Origin of the sequence: Streptomyces sudanensis, assembly GCF_023614315.1 — a bacterium.
Lineage (GTDB): Bacteria > Actinomycetota > Actinomycetes > Streptomycetales > Streptomycetaceae > Streptomyces > Streptomyces sudanensis.
In genome coordinates this window covers 4,618,601-4,638,092 of record NZ_CP095474.1, presented here as the reverse complement: position 1 = coordinate 4,638,092, position 19,492 = coordinate 4,618,601, and the positions used below count along the sequence as shown (strand labels likewise).

19 protein-coding genes and 2 pseudogenes are annotated in these 19,492 nt (G+C 76.2%); 10 read left to right on the top strand and 11 right to left on the bottom strand.

The window, feature by feature from the left end:
* Positions 1 to 177: 177 nt before the first annotated feature.
* Genes MW084_RS21500 through MW084_RS21490 form a run of 3 tightly spaced genes read left to right on the top strand, consistent with a single transcriptional unit; the run spans position 178 to position 2,419 of the window.
* Positions 178 to 942 carry a LamB/YcsF family protein gene (locus MW084_RS21500; protein ID WP_010468748.1) on the top strand — a complete coding sequence of 255 codons (765 nt, stop codon included), beginning with the start codon at positions 178 to 180 and terminating at the stop codon, positions 940 to 942.
* Complete coding sequence (gene pxpB, locus MW084_RS21495) at positions 939 to 1,556, top strand: 5-oxoprolinase subunit PxpB (RefSeq protein ID WP_010468751.1); 618 nt, start codon at positions 939 to 941, stop codon at positions 1,554 to 1,556. The genes MW084_RS21500 and pxpB overlap by 4 nt, the downstream gene beginning before the upstream one ends.
* Positions 1,553 to 2,419 carry a 5-oxoprolinase subunit C family protein gene (locus MW084_RS21490; protein WP_010468753.1) on the top strand — a complete coding sequence of 289 codons (867 nt, stop codon included), beginning with the start codon at positions 1,553 to 1,555 and terminating at the stop codon, positions 2,417 to 2,419. The genes pxpB and MW084_RS21490 overlap by 4 nt, the downstream gene beginning before the upstream one ends.
* Before the next feature lie 163 nt (positions 2,420 to 2,582).
* Here MW084_RS21490 and MW084_RS21485 read toward each other — a convergent pair whose 3' ends face one another.
* Both MW084_RS21485 and MW084_RS21480 read right to left on the bottom strand, forming a co-directional pair.
* The gene (locus tag MW084_RS21485) at positions 2,583 to 4,001 is read right to left on the bottom strand and encodes a HEAT repeat domain-containing protein (RefSeq protein WP_010468754.1); all 1,419 of its coding nucleotides are present in this window, start codon (positions 3,999 to 4,001) and stop codon (positions 2,583 to 2,585) included.
* A 269-nt stretch (positions 4,002 to 4,270) separates the two neighbouring features.
* The gene (locus MW084_RS21480) at positions 4,271 to 4,663 is read right to left on the bottom strand and encodes an ankyrin repeat domain-containing protein (protein WP_010468757.1); all 393 of its coding nucleotides are present in this window, start codon (positions 4,661 to 4,663) and stop codon (positions 4,271 to 4,273) included.
* A gap of 231 nt (positions 4,664 to 4,894) precedes the next feature.
* Between MW084_RS21480 and MW084_RS21475 the strand changes: the two genes are divergently transcribed.
* Positions 4,895 to 5,089, top strand: coding sequence for a hypothetical protein (locus MW084_RS21475; RefSeq protein WP_010468759.1), 195 nt, complete (start codon positions 4,895 to 4,897; stop codon positions 5,087 to 5,089).
* 44 nt (positions 5,090 to 5,133) lie between these two features.
* Positions 5,134 to 6,687, top strand: a complete 1,554-nt coding sequence (locus MW084_RS21470) for a membrane protein (RefSeq protein ID WP_010468761.1) — start codon at positions 5,134 to 5,136, stop codon at positions 6,685 to 6,687.
* 8 nt (positions 6,688 to 6,695) lie between these two features.
* Here MW084_RS21470 and MW084_RS21465 read toward each other — a convergent pair whose 3' ends face one another.
* Complete coding sequence (locus MW084_RS21465) at positions 6,696 to 8,201, bottom strand: SCO1417 family PLP biosynthesis transcription factor (protein ID WP_010468763.1); 1,506 nt, start codon at positions 8,199 to 8,201, stop codon at positions 6,696 to 6,698.
* 103 nt (positions 8,202 to 8,304) lie between these two features.
* Between MW084_RS21465 and yczE the strand changes: the two genes are divergently transcribed.
* The 4 genes from yczE to MW084_RS21445 all read left to right on the top strand — a co-directional run bounded on the left by yczE (position 8,305) and on the right by MW084_RS21445 (position 11,907).
* Positions 8,305 to 9,045, top strand: coding sequence for a membrane protein YczE (gene yczE / locus MW084_RS21460; protein WP_010468765.1), 741 nt, complete (start codon positions 8,305 to 8,307; stop codon positions 9,043 to 9,045).
* Positions 9,042 to 9,866, top strand: coding sequence for a glycerophosphodiester phosphodiesterase family protein (locus MW084_RS21455; RefSeq protein WP_010468767.1), 825 nt, complete (start codon positions 9,042 to 9,044; stop codon positions 9,864 to 9,866). The genes yczE and MW084_RS21455 overlap by 4 nt, the downstream gene beginning before the upstream one ends.
* On the top strand, positions 9,863 to 11,221 hold the full coding sequence (locus MW084_RS21450; RefSeq protein ID WP_010468769.1) for an MFS transporter: 1,359 nt from the start codon (positions 9,863 to 9,865) through the stop codon (positions 11,219 to 11,221). Before MW084_RS21455 ends, MW084_RS21450 begins: the two co-directional genes overlap by 4 nt.
* A 311-nt stretch (positions 11,222 to 11,532) precedes the next feature.
* A complete protein-coding gene (locus tag MW084_RS21445; protein ID WP_010468770.1) occupies positions 11,533 to 11,907 on the top strand; it encodes an RNA polymerase-binding protein RbpA in 375 nt (124 codons plus the stop codon).
* A gap of 251 nt (positions 11,908 to 12,158) precedes the next feature.
* Here the strand turns inward: MW084_RS21445 and fxsA are convergent, their stop codons facing one another.
* The 4 genes from fxsA to MW084_RS21425 all read right to left on the bottom strand — a co-directional run bounded on the left by fxsA (position 12,159) and on the right by MW084_RS21425 (position 15,860).
* Complete coding sequence (gene fxsA, locus MW084_RS21440; RefSeq protein WP_010468772.1) at positions 12,159 to 12,707, bottom strand: FxsA family membrane protein; 549 nt, start codon at positions 12,705 to 12,707, stop codon at positions 12,159 to 12,161.
* Positions 12,708 to 12,766: 59 nt separating this feature from the next.
* On the bottom strand, positions 12,767 to 13,486 hold the full coding sequence (locus MW084_RS21435) for a polyprenol monophosphomannose synthase (RefSeq protein ID WP_010468774.1): 720 nt from the start codon (positions 13,484 to 13,486) through the stop codon (positions 12,767 to 12,769).
* A gap of 190 nt (positions 13,487 to 13,676) precedes the next feature.
* Positions 13,677 to 15,278 carry an amidohydrolase gene (locus MW084_RS21430; protein WP_010468776.1) on the bottom strand — a complete coding sequence of 534 codons (1,602 nt, stop codon included), beginning with the start codon at positions 15,276 to 15,278 and terminating at the stop codon, positions 13,677 to 13,679.
* A gap of 141 nt (positions 15,279 to 15,419) precedes the next feature.
* Positions 15,420 to 15,860, bottom strand: coding sequence for an Lrp/AsnC family transcriptional regulator (locus tag MW084_RS21425; RefSeq protein WP_010468778.1), 441 nt, complete (start codon positions 15,858 to 15,860; stop codon positions 15,420 to 15,422).
* A 201-nt stretch (positions 15,861 to 16,061) separates the two neighbouring features.
* On the opposite strand from MW084_RS21425, the gene MW084_RS21420 reads away from it, so the two are divergent.
* Complete coding sequence (locus MW084_RS21420) at positions 16,062 to 16,448, top strand: hypothetical protein (RefSeq protein WP_010468780.1); 387 nt, start codon at positions 16,062 to 16,064, stop codon at positions 16,446 to 16,448.
* A 107-nt stretch (positions 16,449 to 16,555) separates the two neighbouring features.
* Here the strand turns inward: MW084_RS21420 and MW084_RS21415 are convergent, their stop codons facing one another.
* The 4 genes and pseudogenes from MW084_RS21415 to MW084_RS21400 form a co-directional block, all read right to left on the bottom strand.
* On the bottom strand, positions 16,556 to 17,728 hold the full coding sequence (locus MW084_RS21415) for an acyl-CoA dehydrogenase family protein (protein WP_010468782.1): 1,173 nt from the start codon (positions 17,726 to 17,728) through the stop codon (positions 16,556 to 16,558).
* A 225-nt stretch (positions 17,729 to 17,953) separates the two neighbouring features.
* On the bottom strand, positions 17,954 to 18,100 hold the full coding sequence (locus MW084_RS21410; RefSeq protein ID WP_010468784.1) for an SCO1431 family membrane protein: 147 nt from the start codon (positions 18,098 to 18,100) through the stop codon (positions 17,954 to 17,956).
* A gap of 118 nt (positions 18,101 to 18,218) precedes the next feature.
* Positions 18,219 to 19,267 (bottom strand): annotated as a pseudogene (locus MW084_RS21405) (C39 family peptidase); the annotation flags it as partial.
* 40 nt (positions 19,268 to 19,307) lie between these two features.
* Positions 19,308 to 19,492 (bottom strand): annotated as a pseudogene (locus MW084_RS21400) (peptidase C39 family protein); the annotation flags it as partial.

The following is a 19,492-nucleotide window of genomic DNA, read 5'->3' as shown; positions in this document are numbered from 1 at the left end:
ATCTATAATTGCAAAGTACGGAGTCGTCGGCATGGGCGGATGTGTATAAGAGACAGCACCGGCCCCGGCGGCCCCGGCGGGCGGGGCGAGGGNNNGGGGCGCGGCGGCAGGGGAGCGCCGGCGGGGCATGGTCCGTCCCGGCGGCGAAGACGGGTTCTCTCGGAGGAGTTGACGGATGTGACCGAGGTGTCGATCGACCTCAACGCCGATCTCGGCGAGGGCTTCGGCCGCTGGCGGCTGACCGACGACGAGCAGTTGCTGTCCGTGGTCACCAGTGCCAACGTAGCGTGCGGCTTCCACGCCGGGGACCCGGCCACCATGCGCCGCGTGTGCGCCCTCGCCGCCGGGCGGGGAGTCCGGATCGGCGCCCAGGTGTCCTACCGCGACCTGGCCGGCTTCGGGCGGCGCGCCATGGACGTGCCGGCGGACGAGCTGGCGGCCGAGGTGGCCTACCAGATCGGCGCCCTGGAGGTGTTCGCGCGGGCCGCCGGGTCGCGGGTGTCGTACGTCAAGCCGCACGGGGCGCTGTACAACCGGGTGGTGCACGACGGGGAGCAGGCGCGGGCCGTGGTCGAGGGGGTGCTGCTGGCCGGGGGGCGGCTGCCGCTGCTGGGGCTGCCCGGTTCGCGGCTGCACGCGTGTGCGCGGGAGGCCGGCCTGCCGGTGGTGGCCGAGGCCTTCGCGGACCGGGCGTACGCGGCGGACGGGACGCTCGTGCCCCGGGGGCGGGAGGGCGCGGTCGTGCGCGACCCGGACGCCGTCGCCGAGCGGTCGGTCCGCCTGGCCCGGTCCGGGACGGTGGTCTCGCAGTGCGGCAGGACCCTGTCCGTACGGGCCCGGTCGCTGTGCCTGCACGGCGACACGCCGGGGGCGGTGGAGCTGGCGCGGCGGGTGCGGGCGCAACTGGAGGGGGCCGGGGTGCGCGTGGCGGCGTTCGCGTGAGGGCCCTGGAGGTGGGCGAGCGGGCCCTGCTGCTGGAGTTCGGCGACGGCGAGGAGACCCGGGCGTTCCACGCCGAGCTGCTGAGGAGGCGGGCGGCGGGCGCGCTGGCGGCCGTGCGGGAGGTCGTCCCGGCCGCGCGGACGGTCCTCCTCGACGGGGTGGACGACCCCGGGCGGCTGGCCGCGGAGGTCGCCGGGTGGGAGGTGCCGCCGCTGGAGGCGGACCGGGCGCCCCTGGTGGAGGTGCCGGTCCGGTACGACGGGCCGGACCTGGAGGAGGTCGCCGCGATGTGGGGGGTGGCGCCCGGGGAGGTGGGCCGGATCCACGCGGCCGCCGGGTACCGGGTGGCGTTCTGCGGGTTCGCTCCCGGCTTCGGGTACCTGACCGGGCTGCCGGAGCGGTACGCGGTCCCGCGCAGGGCCACCCCGCGCACGGCCGTCCCGGCGGGCTCGGTCGCCCTGGCCGGGCCGTACACGGGGGTCTACCCGCGCTCGTCGCCCGGCGGGTGGCGGCTCGTCGGGACGACCGACGCCGTGCTGTGGGACCCGGAGCGGGAACCGCCGGCGCTGCTGTCGCCGGGGCTGCGGGTGCGGTTCGTCGAGGAGGGGGCGTGACGGGCCGGGCCCTCACCGTCGTGCGGGCCGGTGCGCTGACCACCGTGCAGGACCTGGGCCGGCCCGGGCACGCGCACCTGGGGGTGCCCCGGTCGGGCGCGCTCGACCCGTACGCGGCCGCCCTGGTCAACCGGCTGGTCGGCAACGGCGACGGGGCGGCCGTGCTGGAGACGACGCTCACCGGCTGCGCGGTGCGGACCCGGTGCCCGGTGACCGTGGCGGTGGGCGGCGCGCCCTGCCCCGTCACCGTCGACGGGCGCCCGGCGGCCTGGGGCGCCGCGGTGCGGCTCGGGGCGGGCGCCGTGCTGGAGGTGGGCGCGGCGGTGCGGGGCGTCCGGTCGTACGTGGCGTTCGCGGGGGGTGTGGCGGTCCCGCCCGTGCTGGGGAGCCGGTCGACGGACCTGCTGTCGGGGCTCGGGCCCGCGCCGCTCGCGGACGGCGCGATCCTGCCGCTGGGCGCCGCCCCGCCGCCGGGTACGGCCCGCTACGAGGGGGCGCCCTGGCGCGGCGTGCCGCGGGAGGTGGTGCTGAGGGTGCGGTTCGGGCCGCGGGACGACTGGTTCGTCCCGGAGGCCCTGCGGACGCTCACCTCCCGCGCGTACCGGGTGTCGCCGGCGTCCAACCGGGTCGGGCTGCGGACCGAGGGGCCGCCGCTGGAGCGGGCGCGGCCGGGGGAGCTGCCCAGCGAGGGCATGGTGTTGGGCGCCGTGCAGGTGCCGCCGGACGGCAGGCCGGTGGTGTTCCTGGCGGACCATCCGACGACCGGCGGGTACCCGGTGGTGGCGGTGGTCCGGGAGGCGGACCTGGCGGTGGCCGCGCAGGCCGCGCCGGGGACGCCGGTGCGGTTCGTGCGCGGGCGGTGAGACGGGCGGCCGGGAAGGGGAGGGGCTCCCCGGGGTCCGCGCCGGACACCGGGCACCCCCGGCGCCCCGTACGGGCCCGCGCCGCCCCTGGCGCCTCCCGCGGCCCCGCACCGGGCACCCCCGGCCGGGGCCGCCGGGCGGCTCCGCACCGGGCACCCGCGGGTCAGGCGGCCTGTGCGTCGGGGCCGATGCGGCTGCGCACGGCGGTCTGCACCTCGTCCTCCTCCACCGGGTCGGCGGCGAGCCTGCGCAGCCGTTCGGCGACGCGCACGTCCCCGGTCTCGGCGTGCAGGGCGGCGACCTCCCGCGTGGTCTCCTCGCAGTCCCACAGGCACTCGACGGCGAAACCGGTCGGGAAGGTCGGATCGGTCGCGGCGAGGGCGCGGGCCGCTCGTCCGCGCAGCCCGGAGGAGGCGGTCTCGCGGTAGACGTGCCTCAGGACGGGGGCGGCGCAGGCGATGCCGAGGCGGCCGGCACCGTCGACGAGAGGGTACAGCGACGGCGCGTCGGGGCCGTCCGCGCGCACGGCCCGGTGCAGGGAGGCGAGGACGAGCGGGGCGTCCCGCTCACCGCCGCGCGAGGCCAGGACGCCGCCGGCGGACCTGCCGAGCGCGTCGGGCCGGCGCACCCAGCCGCGTGCTCGGTCGACGGCCGCCTCCCCGCACATGCGCTCGAAGGCGGTGACGGCCGCCTCGGCGACGGTGCGGGACGGGCTGCCCGCGGCGGCCTCGATCAGGTCGAGCACGACCGGGTCGCGGTTCTCCGCCAGGTGGTGCAGGGCGGCGCAGCGGGCGCCGTCGGGACCGCCGCGAGCGGTCTCCAGGATCAGCCGGCGGTCGTCGGGGCCCGCCACGGCGGCGAGGCAGCGGGCGGCCGGCACGTGCAGGACGCTGCCGCGTTCCAGCCCCTGCTGGGCCCAGTCGAAGACGGCCTGGACGCTCCACCCGGGGCGGGGTCCGGACGACCTCATCTGGCGCTGCCACCGGTCGAAGGAGCCCTGTTCGCGGGCGGCGCGGACCCGGCCGCCCACGGTGTCGCGCGGGTCCTCGCCCCACAGCCGCCAGGGGCGGGGCTCGTAGGCGTCGCGGAGGGCGGCGGCCAGTCCGGCGTCGCCCGCCGGGCTGGCCGGGAAGCGGGCGAGGACCGCGTCGGCGAGGCCGCGCAGCGCCGCGTCGTCGTCGCGCAGGGCCAGTTCGTCGAGGGCCCACGTCCAGTTGCTGCCGGTCGCGGCGTAGCGGCGCAGCAGCAGCAGGGCGTCGCGGCGGCCGTACGAGGCGAGGCGCCCGAGCACGGAGAGCGCGAGGCCGGTCCGGCACTCCTCGGTGTCGAGGTGGTCGTCGGGGCCGAACAGGTGCTCCTCGATCGCGTCGAGTCCGCCGTGCAGGTCGAGGTAGAGGCGCGCGTAGTAGAGGGAGCGGTTCTCGACCTGCCAGTCCCGGCGGGGGTCGTTCAGGACGCAGTGGTCGAGGGCGGCGAGCGCTTCGGCCCGCGGCGCGGCCAGCGCGTGCAGCGTGCCGTCGCCGCGGCCCCTCTGCAGCAGGCCGAGCAGGGTGCCGCTCGGCGCTATGACGGGTTCGAACATGGAAAACGCCTCACATCAAGCTGTCGACGCGACGGGCGCGGTCGGGCGCCCCGAAGCAACCGGGTGGGTTGATTGCCGGTGATCGGCTAGACCGCGCGGCGCCATGGGGGACCACCCGTCGTCTTCTGCCTGGTGTCGACCATCTTCCTCTGCCTTCTCGTCGGTGGCCCCCTGCGGGCCCGTCGTCATGATGACCCAGCGGTTTCGCCGCCGCGACCACATTTACGGCGTCATGTCCGCCGGGGGTTCGCTCCGCGTTGCCCGTCCGTTCACCCGGCGCCGAACAGCTCCAGGAGATCCGTCCTTTCGAACATCCGGGCGGTGTCGACGGCGGACGGAGTGCCGGCCTCCGGATCGGCCCCGCTGGCCAGCAGGGCGCGGACGACGGCCTCCTCGCCCTTGAAGACGGCACCGACGAGGGGGGTCTGGCCGCGGTCGTTGACGGCGTTCGGGTCGGCCCCGCGCGCCAGGAGGGCGGTCACGGCCGAGGCGTGGCCGTGGTAGGCGGCGAGCATCACCAGGGAGTCGCCCCGGTCGTTGACGAGGTCCGCGGGAGCGCCCGCGTCGACGTACGCGGCGAGGGCGTCGGCCTCGCCGCGCCGTGCCAGGTCGAAGATCCTCGCCGCGAGGCCGAGGACCTCCGGGTCGGGGGTCTCGCTCATGGTGTCCGCCCTTCCGCCGCTTCCGCTCCGCCGCCGCACGCGCGACACGCAGGGCGAGGCCGGCCGTACGAGTGACTCGACAGGGTACTGCGCCGCGGGGGCGGCGGCGGAGGTGCGCCAGTCAAGTGAGACATCCCCACATTCACCCTTTTGCACCTTTAATCACATAGATACTTGCTGTGAATCTGGAATGACTCATGGTGACTGCCCCTTCGATCGGGAGAAACCCTCATGATCCTGTCCATCTCAGGCGTGGTCCTGCTCGGCATCATCGTCATCCTCTTCTTCAAGAAGGACGGGCTCAAGGCGTCCCACGCCGTCGTCTGCGCGCTGTTCGGCTTCTACCTGGCGGGCACCGCGATCGCGCCGAGCATCACGGCGGGCGGTCAGAGCCTCGCCAGCCTCCTCGGCGGCATCAACTTCTGACGGCGACCGGCCTCCCCCGCCCTTCCGCGACCCCAGGAGACGACGTGGCCCTGCGCCCCCTCCCCCGCGTCCCGAGCCGCGGCGGCGCCCCGATCGCCCGCGGCCGGCACCTCGTGCGGACGGCCGCCGACGGCGCCGCGGACGTCCTCCATCCGCTGATCACGGTCTCGCGCGGGCTGCGGAGACTGGCGTCGGCCGGACGCGCCCGGTGGGCGGCCGTCCCCGCGGAGCGGCGCGGCCCCACACTGGTCCTGGCCGCCGTGTGCGTCCTGGGCGTCGCGCTGACGCCGTACGGGCCGCTGCTGGGCCTCGTGTCGCTGATGGGCGCGGCGGCGTGGAAGGGCAGGGAGCGCCCCGCCGACCGGACGGAACCCGGCGAGGCCGGGGCGAAGCGGCTGCGGGCCCTGTACGAGGCGCTGGTGCCGCACTTCTCGGCCCCCGGGGACCCGGACCCGCTGTTCGCCCACGGCGGGGAGTGGAAGCGGGCCTTCGGGGACTTCGCGTTCGACGCGGACGGCCGGCCGACCAGGCTGCGCGTCTCGTACCCGGCGTACTTCCCGGACGGCGCCCCGGCCGCGCGGGCCCGGGTCGAGCGGCTGCTGCACGCCAAGTCGGGCCGGGGCCGCGAGTACCGCTTCGACTGGGACGAGGAGGGCAACCGGCTGCTGATGACCGTGCTGCCCGCCCTCCCGGCGACGGTCGCGGCGCAGCGGTTCGTCACGGTGCCCGGCGAGACGGTGCTGGGCTTCACGGACGCCGACGCCGTGCAGCGGACGGTCCCGGTCCGCGACGGCGGCACGGCGCGGGACGCCCCGGCGGTGGTGTGGCGCACCGGACCCCGCTCGGCGGAGCCGCACCTGCTGGTGGTGGGCCAGCCCGGCGGGGGCGTCAGCACCCTGCTGCGGTCCGTCGCGCTCCAGGCGCTCCACCACGGCGGCGAGGTGCTGGCCCTGGAGGGCTTCGGCACCGGCGAGTACGCGTGCCTGGCGGGCCGGCGGGGCGTGGTGGGCGTCGGGCACGGGCCCGGGGGCGCCCTGGACGCCCTGGAGTGGGCGGCCCGCGAGACGGAGCGGCGCCTGGCCGCGGCGCACGAGGCCCGCCGGGCGGGCGAGCCGGCGCCGGCGGAGGCGCGGCGGCCGCTGTGGATCCTGCTGGACCGGCCGGCCCTCCTCGCCGACCTGGCCGCCGCCGAGGGCCGCCGGGGCCCCGAGGACCTGCTGCGGGTCCCGCTGCGGCACGGGCGCGCGGCGTACGTGACGGTGGTGCTGGCCGAGCAGTTCGACACCGTCGACGCGCTCGGCGACGCCGTACGGGCGCACACCCGCGCACGGGTGGCGCTCGGCCCGGCCCCCGCCGACCGGCTCGCGGCGGTCCTGGGCGCCCCGCCCCGCACCACTCCGCCGCCCGAGGCGCCCCCGGGCCGGGGCTACGCGCGCCTGGGCTCCGGGCAGGTGGTGCGCCTCCAGGTGCCGGCGACCCCCGACCCGTACGACGAGACGGCACCGGAGGACCACCGCCGGGCGGTCCTCGACCTCCTCCCGGAGTGGCAGGCGCGGGAGGCCGCGCTCCCCGCGGACGAGGCGGCCCTCCCCCGCTGACCCGCCCGTCAGGCCACGAACGTCCGGGGCTCCTCCGCCACCGCTCCCCCGGCCACCCCCGACCGGACCGTGCGGGCGGCGGCGGCCAGGCGCACGGCGGCCTCGTCGGCGAGGGCCCCGCCCACCGTGAAGGGGAGCCGCACGTACCCCTCGAAGGCGCCGTCCACGCCGAAGCGGGGTCCGGACGGGACGCGCACGCCGACGCGCTCCCCGGCCTCCGCCAGGCGCGAGCCGGACAGGCCCCCGGTGCGCACCCACAGGGTGAGCCCGCCGAGCGGCACCTCGAACTCCCAGCCCGGCAGCTCCCGGCGGACGGCGGCGACCAGCGCGTCGCGGTTCTCGCGCGCCTGGGCGCGGCGGAGCCCGACCGCCTCCTCCCATCCGCCGCCGCCCATCAGCCAGTTGACGGCGAGCTGCTCCAGGACCGGGGTGCCCAGGTCGGCGTAGGCGCGGGCGGCGACGAGCGAGCGGATCACGTCGGGCGCGGCGCGCACCCAGCCGATCCGCATGCCGGCCCAGAACGCCTTGCTCGCCGAACCGACCGTCAGCACCGAGCTGCCCGCCGGGTCGAAGGCGCAGACGGGGCGCGGCATCTCCACGCCGTCCTCCAGGCACAGCTCCGACATCGTCTCGTCGACCACGAGGACCGTGCCCGCCGACCGGGCCGCGTCGACCAGCGCCCGCCGCTGGTCCTCGTCCGCGAGCGCGCCGGTCGGGTTGTGGAAGTCGGCCACGACGTACGCGAGCCGGGGCGCGGCGTCCCGCAGGACCTGCCGCCAGCGGGGCAGGTCCCAGCCGGACAGGCCCTCGGCCATGGCGACGGGCACCAGCCGGGCTCCGGCCTCCCGCATCAGCTGCAGGATGTTGGCGTACGACGGCGACTCCACGGCGACGCGCTCCCCGCGCCCGGCGAACAGGTGGCAGATCGCGTCCATCGCGCCCATGGCCCCGGTCGTCACCATGATCTGCTCGGGCATCGTGGGGATGCCGCGCGCCGTGTACCGGTCGGCGAGGGTGCGGCGCAGCGCGGGCAGGCCCGCGGGGTAGTCGCCGTGGGTGTGCGCGTAGGGGGGCAGCTCCTCCAGGGCGCCCTGGAAACCGCGGCTGAGCCAGGGCTCGGGCGCGGGGAGCGCCGCGCAGCCGAGGTCGATCATCGAACCGAGCGACTCGGGCGGCAGCGGTTCGAGGCCGCGGGCCGGCAGCGGGTTGCCCGCGGGCACGGTCGTCCAGCTGCCGGCGCCGCGCCGCGACTCCAGGAAGCCCTCCGCGCGCAGCGCCTCGTACGCCGCGGCGACGGTGGTGCGGCTCACGGCCAGGGCGACGGCGAGTTCCCGCTCGGCGGGGAGGCGGGCGGCGACCGGGACGCGGCCCTCCAGGACGAGCAGGCGGATCCCGTCGGCCAGGGCGCGGTAGGCGGGCGGGCGGCGCGTGCCCGGGCCGGCGGGCCCGGACTGCTGCGCGGCCAACTGGCGGGCCAGCTGGGCGGGCCCCACCGCCGAAGTCCACTGAGCCATGATTTCAGTCCACCTTCCTGGGATTGGCCATGGTTGGCGGCCGATCACCCGCCAGAGAGTGTCACAGGCCAGTCCACCACACCAGCGCCCCGGGGGGTACGCCTTGTCCCGATCGTCGTCCGCGCCATCATCCGCCTCCGCGGGCGGACCGCGGGGGCGGCGGGTTCCCCGCCGGCTCGCGCAGCTCACCGCCGGGCTCCTGCTGTACGGCGCCAGCTCGGCGCTCCTCGTCCGCGGCGGTCTCGGCCTGGAGCCGTGGAACGTGCTGCACCAGGGCCTGTCGGAGCTCACCGGCCTGTCGATCGGCGTCGTCATGATGGCCGTGGGCGCCGTGGTGCTGCTGCTGTGGATCCCCCTCCGGCAGCGGCCGGGCGCGGGCACCGTCGCGAACGTGCTCGTCGTCGGGGTCGCGATGGACGCCACCCTCGCCGTCGTCCCGGACGCCGGGTGGCTGCCGGCCCGGATCGGCCTGATGGTGTCCGGCGTGGTGCTCAACGGCATGGCGACCGGCCTGTACATCGCCGCCCGCTTCGGCCCCGGCCCGCGCGACGGCCTGATGACCGGCCTGCACCGGCTGACGGGCCGCTCGGTCCGGCTGATCCGCACCCTCCTGGAGGTCGGCGTCGTCACCACCGGCTTCCTCCTCGGCGGCTCCCTGGGCGTCGGCACGGTGCTGTACGCCCTGGCGATCGGGCCGCTCGCCCAGCTGTCGCTGCGCCTGTTCGCCGTGCCCGAAGCCGCCGGCGCCACCGCCCCCGGAGCCGCCGGCGCCACCGCCGGTACGGCGCCCGGCAGCCCCGCGGTCGCCGGGGAGTCACCGGGAGGGGTCATACTGCCGCGGTGACTCGCCTGCCGCGGCCCCGACCGGGCCATCCGTACCTGGACCACCCCTCCCCCATCCCGTTCGCCCACCGCGGCGGCGCGGCGGACGGACTGGAGAACACCGCGGCCGCCTTCCGGCGGGCCGCCGGGGCCGGGTACCGCTACTTCGAGACGGACGTGCACACGACGGCGGACGGCCGGCTCGTCGCGTTCCACGACGCCACCCTCGACCGGGTCACCGACGCGCGGGGGCGGATCGCCCGGCTGCCGTGGAGCGAGGTCCGGCGGGCGCGCGTCGCGGGCCGCGAACCGCTGCCCCTCTTCGAGGAGCTGCTGGAGGAGTTCCCCGAGGCCCGCTGGAACGTGGACCTGAAGGCCGAGTCGGCGCTCGCCCCGCTGGTCGCGCTGATCCGCCGGACGAACTCCTGGGACCGGGTGTGCGTGGGCTCGTTCAACGAGGGACGGGTGGCCCGGGCGCGCAGGGCGGCGGGCGAGCGGCTGGCCACGTCGTTCGGGGTGCGGGGCGTGGTGGGGCTGCGGCTGCGCTCGTATGGGATCCCCGCGGCGCTGCGCGCGGGCGCGGTGGCCGCCCAGGTGCCCGAGACGCAGGGCGGCGTCCGGGTGGTCGACCGGCGCTTCGTCCGCGAGGCGCACGCGCGCGGACTCCAGGTGCACGTCTGGACGGTCAACGACCCGGCGCGGATGGAGTCCCTCCTGGACCTGGGCGTCGATGGCATCATGACCGATCATCTGGAGACGCTGCGCGCGGTGCTCGCCGGCCGGGGCGCGTGGGCCCACCCCGGCACGGGCCGGGGACCGGGCGGACGAGGGGGGCGCGCGTGACCGCCGGGACGACCGACCGGGACGCGGGCGCCGCCGCGCCCCCGCCCGACCGCCGGCGCGAGCAGCGCGGCTGGTACTTCTACGACTTCGCCTGCTCGGTGTACTCCACCAGCGTCCTGACCGTGTTCCTCGGGCCGTACCTGACGTCGGTGGCGGAGGCCGCGGCCGGCCCGGACGGCTTCGTGCACCCGCTGGGCGTCCCGGTGCGGGCCGGGTCGGTCTTCGCGTACTCCGTCTCCCTGTCGATCGTCCTCGCGGTGCTGGCGATGCCACTGGCGAGCGCGGCGGCGGACCGCACGGGGCGGAAGAAGCCGCTGCTGGCGGCCGCCGCGTACACGGGGGCGGGCGCCACGGCGGGGATGTTCTTCCTGGACGGCGACCGCTACCTGCTGGGCGCGCTCCTGCTGATCGTCGCCAACGCCTCGCTGGCCGTGTCGATGGCGCTGTACAACGCGTACCTCCCGCAGATCGCGGAGCCGGAGGAGCGCGACGCGGTCTCCTCCCGGGGGTGGGCGTTCGGGTACACCTCCGGCGCGCTGGTCCTGGTCCTGAACCTGGTGCTGTACGGCGGGCACGAGTCGTTCGGGCTGACGGAGTCGGCCGCGGTGCGGATCTGCCTGGCCTCGGCCGGCCTGTGGTGGGGCGCCTTCACCCTCGTGCCGCTGCGGCGGCTGCGCGACCGCCGGACGGGGCCCGGCGGCGGGGGCGCCGCCGGGTCGGGGTGGCGGCAGCTCGTGGCGACGCTGCGCGACATGCGGCGGCATCCGCTGACGCTGTCGTTCCTGCTGGCGTACCTCGTCTACAACGACGGGGTGCAGACCGTGATCTCCCAGGCGTCGGTGTACGGCTCGGAGGAGCTGGGGCTGGACCAGACGACGCTGATCACGGCGGTGCTGCTGGTGCAGGTCCTGGCGGTCGCGGGGGCGCTGGGGATGGGGCGGCTGGCCCGCTCGTACGGGGCGAAGCGGACGATCCTCGGGTCACTGGCTCTGTGGACGCTGATCCTGGTGGCCGGATACCTCCTGCCGGCCGGGGCGCCGGCCTGGTTCTACGCGCTGGCGGCGGCCATCGGCCTGGTGCTGGGCGGCAGCCAGGCCCTGTCGCGGTCGCTGTTCTCGCACCTGGTGCCGCGCGGCAAGGAGGCGGAGTACTTCTCGGCGTACGAGATGAGCGACCGCGGGCTGAGCTGGCTGGGGCCGCTGGTCTTCGGGCTCGCCTACCAGCTGACCGGCAGCTACCGGGACGCGATCGCCTCGCTGGTGCTGTTCTTCGTGGCGGGCTTCGTGCTGCTCGCCCGCGTGCCGGTGCGGCGCGCGGTGGCCGCCGCGGGCAATCCGGTGCCCGAGCGGATCTGAGCCGGGGCCGGGGGCCGGGGGTGTGGAGCCGACGGTACGGGGGCAGACCGGTTTAGACGCCGGACGGAAAGGCCGCTAGTATACGCCTTTGGCCTGCCAGGCGGACCGTTACTGCATGCTCGAACAGCGCAAGCATAGGGTGACATCTCCTGCCAGATGTGACAAAACGGGCATTGGTGGGTAGAACAAGGGGCGGCACGACGGGCGACGCATGACCCGCAACGGGAATCTTCACCGCCGACCGGACGTTGACCGGATGACGACGACAGCGACACCTGTCCTGTGGGCGACAAGCCCGGGAGGCACGATTCATGAGTGAGCGAGCTCTTCGCGGCACGCGCCTCGTGGTGACCAGCTACGAGACCGACCGCGGCATCGATCTGGCCCCGCGCCAGGCGGTGGAGTACGCGTGCGAGAAGGGGCATCGTTTCGAGATGCCGTTCTCGGTCGAGGCGGAGATCCCACCGGAGTGGGAGTGCAAGGTCTGCGGGAGCCAGGCGCTCCTGGTGGACGGCGACGGCCCCGAGGAGAAGAAGGCGAAGCCCGCCCGCACGCACTGGGACATGCTGATGGAGCGGCGCACGCGCGAGGAGCTGGAAGAGGTGCTGGCCGAGCGGCTGGCGGTCCTGCGTTCCGGCGCCATGAACATCGCCGTGCACCCGCGCGACAGCAGGAAGTCCGCGTGACGGGCTAGCACCCGGCCACACGCGAGAGCCGCGGGGCACGGTACGCATCGACGTGCCGCGCCCCGCGGCTCTCGCGTGCCCGGCCGGTGACGGCGGCCTCCGCGCGGCGGACGTTCCGCGGCGGGGGCCGTACTCGCCGGGCGGCCCGGACGGAGCGCGGACCCAGGTACCACGCGCCGCCGCCCGGGCCGCGACGGTAAGGAGGCGGCGCCGCCGTCGGCCCCCGTGGGACGCCTGCCGCGCCCCGGGCGTCAGGGGGCCAGCGGAGGGCGGCCGTCCCGGAAGCCCGCCGGGGGACCGGGGTGGTCGCGGACCACCTCGCCGGGCACCACCCTGCCGCCCGGGCGGTGGACGCGGGCCCGCCCCAGGGCCGCTCCCATGCCGCGGTCCAGGGCGCGCTCCGCGCGGCGGGCCGCGGCCCTGCGCACCGGCGGCACCAGGAGCAGCAGGCCCACCGCGTCGGAGGCCAGGCCCGGCAGCACCAGCAGCAGGCCGCCGAGCATCAGCATGCCGTTGCCGTCGCCGCTCCTCCCGGCCGGGGCCGGGGCGCCGCCCGCCTTCCGGTCCCGCAGCGTCCCGGTGAGCGCCGCGAAGGCCCGGCGGCCGGCACGCTTCACCACCGCGGCGCCGAGGAGCCCGGCACCCGCCAGCAGGCCGAGCACCGCGAGGACGCTCACGGCGTCCGCCACCAGGGTCAGCAGCCAGACCTCCAGCACCAGCCAGGCGGCCAGGGCGAGGGGTACGAGGATGCGGGCGCGGGAGCGCCCACGGGTCGGGGACAGCGGTGCACCGGTCGTCATGCCCCCAGTGTGCCCAAGGGGGCGGCGGAACGGCGTAAGGCCCCCGCCCCCTCCCCGCCTCAGCCGCGTTCGCGGCCCGTCAGCCGGCCGGCCCGGGTGGCCACGCCCCAGGCGGTGACCCGCCACAGCGCCTCGACGACGATGTCACGGCTCATCTTGGAGTCGCCGTGCTCGCGCTCCACGAACGTGATGGGGACCTCCACCACGTGGAAGCCGGCGGCGACCGCCCGGCGGGCGAGGTCGATCTGGAAGCAGTACCCCTGCGACGCCACGTCCTCCAGCCCCAGCCCCCGCAGCGTCTCCGCCCGGAAGGCCCGGAACCCGCCGGTGACGTCCCGGATCGGCACGCCGAGCAGCAGCCGCGAGTAGACGCTGGCGCCCCGCGAGAGGTACTCGCGCGACTTCGGCCAGTTGACGATCCGGCCGCCGGGGATCCAGCGGGAACCGAGTACGAGGTCCGCGCCCTTCAGGGCGGTGAGGAGCCGGGGCAGTTCCTCGGGCCGGTGGGAGCCGTCGGCGTCCATCTCGACCAGGACGCCGTAGCCGTGGTCCATGCCCCAGCGGAAACCCGCGAGGTAGGCCGCGCCGAGGCCCTCCTTGCCCTTGCGGTGCAGCACGTGGACGTGGTCGTCCCCGGCGGCCAGCTCGTCGGCGATCTTGCCGGTGCCGTCGGGGCTGTTGTCGTCGGCGACGAGGACGTCCGCGTCCGGCACGGCGGCCCGTACCCGGGAGACGATCGGCCCGATGTTCTCCGCCTCGTTGTAGGTCGGAACGATCACCAAGACCCTGCCCAGCGGTCCGTACCGCCGCTGACCCTGACCGTCGTCTTTCACTGCTGCCCCTTAACGTCCTAGCGCGGATGCCCACCTTAGCGAGCCCGCGGCACCGGCGATCGACGGCGTGGGGCGGGGCGCCCGTCCGGGCGCGCGGCGCCTCCGCACCGTCCGGGCGGCGCGGGGGCGCCCCGCCTCACCCGCCGGGCCGCGTGAACACCGTGTGCCCGCCGACCACCGTGCGCAGGCACACCGGCAGCGGGGTGCCCGGCGTCAGGTCGGGCAGCCCGGGCGTCCCCGACCTAGGGTCGGTGGACCAGCGGGCGACCCGGTCGTCGGGCGCCTGGACGACCAGGTCGCCGGCCCGCCAGACGGCGTAGTCGGCGGGCGCGCCCGGCACGAGGACGCCCGCGTCGTCGCGGCCGGCCGCCCGCCAGCCGCCGCGGGTGTGGGCGGTGAAGGCGGCGCGGACGGAGACGCGGTGCTCGGGCGTCCGGTGGAAGGCGGCGGCGCGGACGGTTCCCCAGGGGTCCAGGGGGGTGACCGGGCTGTCGGAGCCGAAGGCGAGCGGCACACCGGCGCGCAGCAGCGCCGCGTACGGGTTGAGGGTGCGGGCGCGCGCGACGCCGAGCCGCTGGGCGTACATGCCGTCCTCGCCGCCCCAGGCCGCGTCGAAGGCGGGCTGGACGGAGGCGGTCAGGCCCAGTTCGGCGAAGGCCGCGACGGTCTCGGGGGTGAGCATCTCGGCGTGCTCGACGCGGTGCCGGGCGGCGCGGATCCGGTGGAGGCCGACCGTCTCGGCGGCGGTGCGCACACCGTCCACGACGGCGGTCACCGCGGCGTCCCCGATGGCGTGGAAGCCGGCCTGGAGCCCCGCCTCGGTGCAGGCGGCGACGTGGGCGGCGATCGCGGCCGCGTCGAGGTGGGCGGCGCCGGTGTGCGGGGCGTCGGCGTACGGCTCGTGCAGGCAGGCCGTGTGGGAGCCGAGCGAACCGTCGACGAAGAGGTCGCCGGCGGCGCCGGCGGCCCCCAGTTCGCGGATCCGCCGCGCGCCCTCGGCTCCGGTGATCGCCTCGGCCCAGTAGCCGACGACCCGGGGCAGCGGCTCCTCCTCCGCGAGCCCCAGCAGCGCGGTGAAGTCCTCCTCGTCGGAGATGTCCGGGCCGCCGCACTCGTGGACGGTGCCGATGCCGAGCGACGCGGCGTGGTGGAGGGCGGCGCGCTGGGCCTCGGCGCGCTGCGCCGGCGTGACGGCGCCGTACGCGGCGGCCCGTACGGCGTGGTGGGCGGCGCCGGTCAGGGGCTCCTCCGGGTGGTAGCCGTCGAGGGCCGTGACGCCGGGGACGAGGTCGAGGAGCGCGGTGGTGACGACGGCGGAGTGCACGTCGATCCGTGTGAGGTACAGGGGCCGGCCGCCGGTCGCCTCGTCGAGCTGCGCACGGCTCGGGTGGCGCCGCTCGGGCCAGCGCGCGGCGTCCCAGCCGTGCCCCAGCAGGACCCGGCCGCCGGGGCGGGCGGCGGCGAAGTCCCGTACGAGGGCCAGCGCTTCGTCCAGGGTGCGGGCGCCGGACAGGTCGAGGCCGGTCAGGGCGAGCCCGGTGGCGGTGGTGTGCACATGGGCGTCGGTGAACGCGGGGGTGACCAGGGCGCCTTCGAGATCGACCACCTCGTCCGCGCCGGAGGCGAAGGCGTCGGCGGCGCCCTCGGACCCCACCCAGGCGACGTGGCCGCTTTCGACGACCATCGCCGTGGCGAAGGGGTCGGCGGGGCTGTGGACCTCCCCGCCGCGCAGCAGCACGGTGGGGGGNCCTCTCCGCTCGGGCGGGGCCGGCGGCTTGCGGGAGGTGGGGGCGCTCGGTCATGGCGACCAGCGTAGACAGCTCCGGCGCCGCGTCCGCCCCCGGCCGGGGGTGCGGCGCCGGGACGGGCGCGGACGGGGTCAGACGCGGGGCGGCCTCGCCTCGTACGGCGTGGACAGGACCACCGTGGTGCGCGTGGAGACCCCGGACTGGGAGCGGATCCTCGTGAGCAGGTCCTCCAGCTCCAGCGGCGTCGCCACCCGGACCTTGAGGATGTAGTTCTCGTCGCCGGCCACGCTGTGGCACGCCTCGATCTCGGGGATGTCGGCGAGCCGGTCCGCGATGTCGTCGGGGGCGCTCGGGTCGAAGGGCTTGACCGAGATGAACGCGGTCAGGGGCAGGCCGACCGCCTGGGGGTCGACGACGGCGGCGTAGCCGCGGATGACACCGCGCTGTTCGAGGCGGCGGACGCGCTGATGCACCGCCGAGGTGGACAGGCCCGTGGCCCTGCCCAGGTCGGTGTAGCTCATGCGCCCGTCCTTGACGAGCAATTCGACGATCCGGCGATCCAGCTCCTCCATGCGGTCAACCTATTGCCCCGGCGCCCTCCCGTCCCAGCCGCCCGGTCGCCGAAGGGCCACCCGGAAGGCGGGTGTGACCAACGCCACACCGGACGGCCGCAGTCGTTCGAAACCGGACGGTTATCCGCCGGGCCCGCCGGGAATTGCTTGGTGTGGTCGGGGCCGCATGCCTGGTCGGCCCACCTGAGGGGGAGATTCTCCATGCAGGAGCCTGTTGATTCGGTCGAGGCCGACGAACTCGACACAGACGACATGTTCGAGATGTTCCGGGTCGTCTGCCCGGATTGCGCGCAACCCATCGCCCTGCTCGCGGACGAGGACGTCCTGCCTGAGCACGCGCTGTGCCCGACGCCGTGGAACCCGTTCGTCCTGTCGGTGTGCACCGGCTCCGGACGGCCGATGGCGGACGCGAGGCCCGTGGACGAGGACGCCGGGCCGCAGGAGCAGGAGATGGGACTGCTGCTGACGCTCCCTCAGGGGATCGACTGGCGTACCCAGCCGTTCTCGCACGTGGGCGGCCCGGGCTCCCGCCCGATCAGGGTCCCGCGGATGCGCGGCGCCACCGCGCGGCTGGGGCGCGCCGCCTGACGTCCCGCCCGCACGGCACCCGCCCCGGTCGCGTTCCCACGCGGCCGGGGCGGTCGGCTTTCCGTCCGGCGGACCGGGGCCGCGCCCGGGGGCGGCGGCGCCGGGTCTCAGCGGCTCTCGGGGCCCGCGAGGTGGCGGGCGATGACCACGCGCTGGATCTGGTTGGTGCCCTCGACGATCTGCAGGACCTTCGCCTCGCGCATGTAGCGCTCCACCGGGAAGTCGGCGGTGTAGCCGTACCCGCCGAGCACCTGGACGGCGTCGGTGGTGACCTTCATCGCGGCGTCCGTGCAGAACAGCTTGGCCATCGCCGCCTGCCGGGAGAACGGCCGGCCCGCGTCGCGCAGCCGGGCGGCGGCCAGGTACAGGGAGCGGCCCGCCTCGATCTGCGTGGCCATGTCGGCGAGCATGAAGCGCAGCCCCTGGAAGTCCGCGACGGGCCGGCCGAACTGGCGCCGCTCCCCCGCGTACGCGACGGCCGCGTCGAGCGCGGCCTGCGCCACGCCGACGGCGCAGGCGGCGATGCCCAGGCGGCCGGAGTCCAGCGCGGACAGGGCGATCGTGAAGCCCTGGCCCTCGTCGCCGATGCGGCGGGCGTCGGGGACGCGGACGCCGTCGAAGTGGAGCTGCGCGGTGGGCGAGCCCTTCATGCCCATCTTCTTCTCGGGCGCGGCGGCGGTGAGCCCCTCGGCGTCGCCGGGGACCAGGAACGCCGTGACGCCGCGGGGGCCCTCGGCGCCGGTGCGGGCCATCACCGTGTAGAAGTCGGCGATGCCGCCGTGGGTGATCCACGCCTTGGTGCCCGTGATCACCCAGTCGTCGCCGTCGCGGACGGCCCTGGTGCGCAGCGAGGCCGCGTCGGAGCCGGAGGACGGCTCGGAGAGGCAGTAGCCGCCGAGGAGGCCGCCGCCGAGCATGGCGGGCAGGTGCTCGGCCTGCTGCTCCTTGGTGCCGAACCCGGCGAGGCCGTGGCAGGCGAGGGTGTGGACGCTGGCGCCGAGGCCGACGGTGAGGCGGGCGGCCGCCAGCTCCTCCAGGACCTGGAGGTACACCTCGTACGGCTGGTCGCCGCCGCCGTGGGCGGAGTCGTAGGGCAGGCCGAGCAGGCCCGCGTCGGAGAGTACGGAGAAGACCTCGCGGGGGAAGCGTCCGGCTTCCTCCTCCTCGGCCGCCCGGGGAGCGATCTCCCTCTGGACCATGTCACGCACCAGGGCGATCAGGTCCCTGGACTCCTCCGTGGGCAGCTGGCGGTCCACCGGCTGCGGGGCGCGGTCGGGCATTGCGGCGCTCTCCTCCCTGTCGGGCGCTGGGGCGGGCACACGCGAGGGGGTGGGCGGCGCCGCCGGATCTGACTGCTTCACCGGCACCGCCTCCGGATCACGGAAAAGGCAGTTCAGCGGCTGTGGCGGCACGAGTATGCCCGATCGGGTGGCCGCCGTCACCAGCGGGAAGACACCCTTCGATAACGCTCGTTCACCTATCGGGGCGAAGCCGGGCGGCGCACGTCAGAAGAGTCCCGCCCGCGTGACGAAGACGGCGACGACGACGACGAGGACCCAGCCGAGGAGCTGCTCGAGCAGTTCGGGACCGTCGTCCCGGGGGCCTCCGGTGCGGGCGCGGAGGAAGGGGGCGGCGGCGGCGTTCGCGGTCATGGGCATCTCGCTGTCGTCGTGCGGCTGTGGTGGTCCCGTGCCCTTCCACAGTGCCAGCGGGCGGGCCCGCGCGGGGAGAGACGTTCCTCACGCTCCGCCCGCCGCCGCCCCGGCGGCCTCAGCGCACGCCCGCGTCCGCGAGGGCCCCGCGCTGCGCGGGGGTCGCCTCCATGGGCCAGAACAGGTAGCAGACACCGCCCGTGCCGCTCCTGACCTGGCCGTTCGCGTCGTACCTCTTCGTGCGCAGCCAGATGTTCTCCCACTCGCGCCGCCGGTAGACGCGGCGGACGGCCTGGTTGGTGGGGGACGCGGGGTCGTTGGCGATCACGTCGCCGCCGGACGTGAAACCGGTCACGGTCATCAGGTGGCCGGCGGTGCCGTAGCCGGCCCCGGTCAGCTCGCCCTCCAGGAAGGACTGGGAGGTGATCACGGGGATGCCCGCCCCGACGAGGCCCTCCAGCTCGGTGAGCGAGCGCAGCCGGGTCACGACGGCGTTCATGCCGTCGTAGGTGGCGGCGTACGCGGCGTTGAAGGGCCAGTTGCCGCAGCCCTCGTACCGGCTGTCGTAGGTGCCGCGGGCGGCGTGGCAGACCTGCGGGTCGGAGTACCCCGGGTCGACCCAGGCCAGGTCGCGGGCGGTGGGGCGGCGGCCCCAGTACTCGACGACCATCTGCGAGGAGGTGGGGCTGCACCACGCCTCGCCGCCGTTGTCGTACTCGGGGTACCGGCCGACGTGGACGTTCTGGGAGTAGCGCGGGACGATCAGCTCGCGGACCGTGCGGTGCTCGGCGGCGGGGACGGTGAAGCGGTCCGGCACGTCGGAGGCCATGGCGCCCAGCCGCCACACGGTCGGTGTGCGGCCGCTGCCCGGCGCGCGGTGGAGGGTGGCGCGGAGCCGGTACGACGTGGGGCGCGGCCCGCCCGCGGGGTCGTCGACCGCGACGGTGTCGGTCCACACGCTGGTCCGGCCGTCGCCCTGCCCGTCGACCGAGGCGCGGCGGATGTCGCCGTCCCCGGAGGCCCAGCGGCCCATCACGTACCACGGCGAGTCGGTGCCGTCCGGGTAGCCGGCGGACAGTTCGACGGTGATCCAGGTCCCGGCGGGCGTGTCGGCGTTCCACGACGCGATCAGCTCGGTCGCGGGGGCGGGGACGGCGTGGCGGGGGGNTCCAGGTGGCNTANTCCGNNGCCGACGCNTATNNNNANNANNAGAGTCGGTGTGGTCGGCGCGGCCGGCGGGGGTGCCGATGGCGATGCCGGGGCGGGGGCCCTCGACGGCGCGGACGCCCTCGGCGGTGCCGGAGCGCCAGTCGGCGCGGGTGGTCCAGAAGCGGTTGTCGATCAGGGTGCCGCCGGACGGGTCGCCGCCCGCGGCAGGGCGGGTGCCGGCGG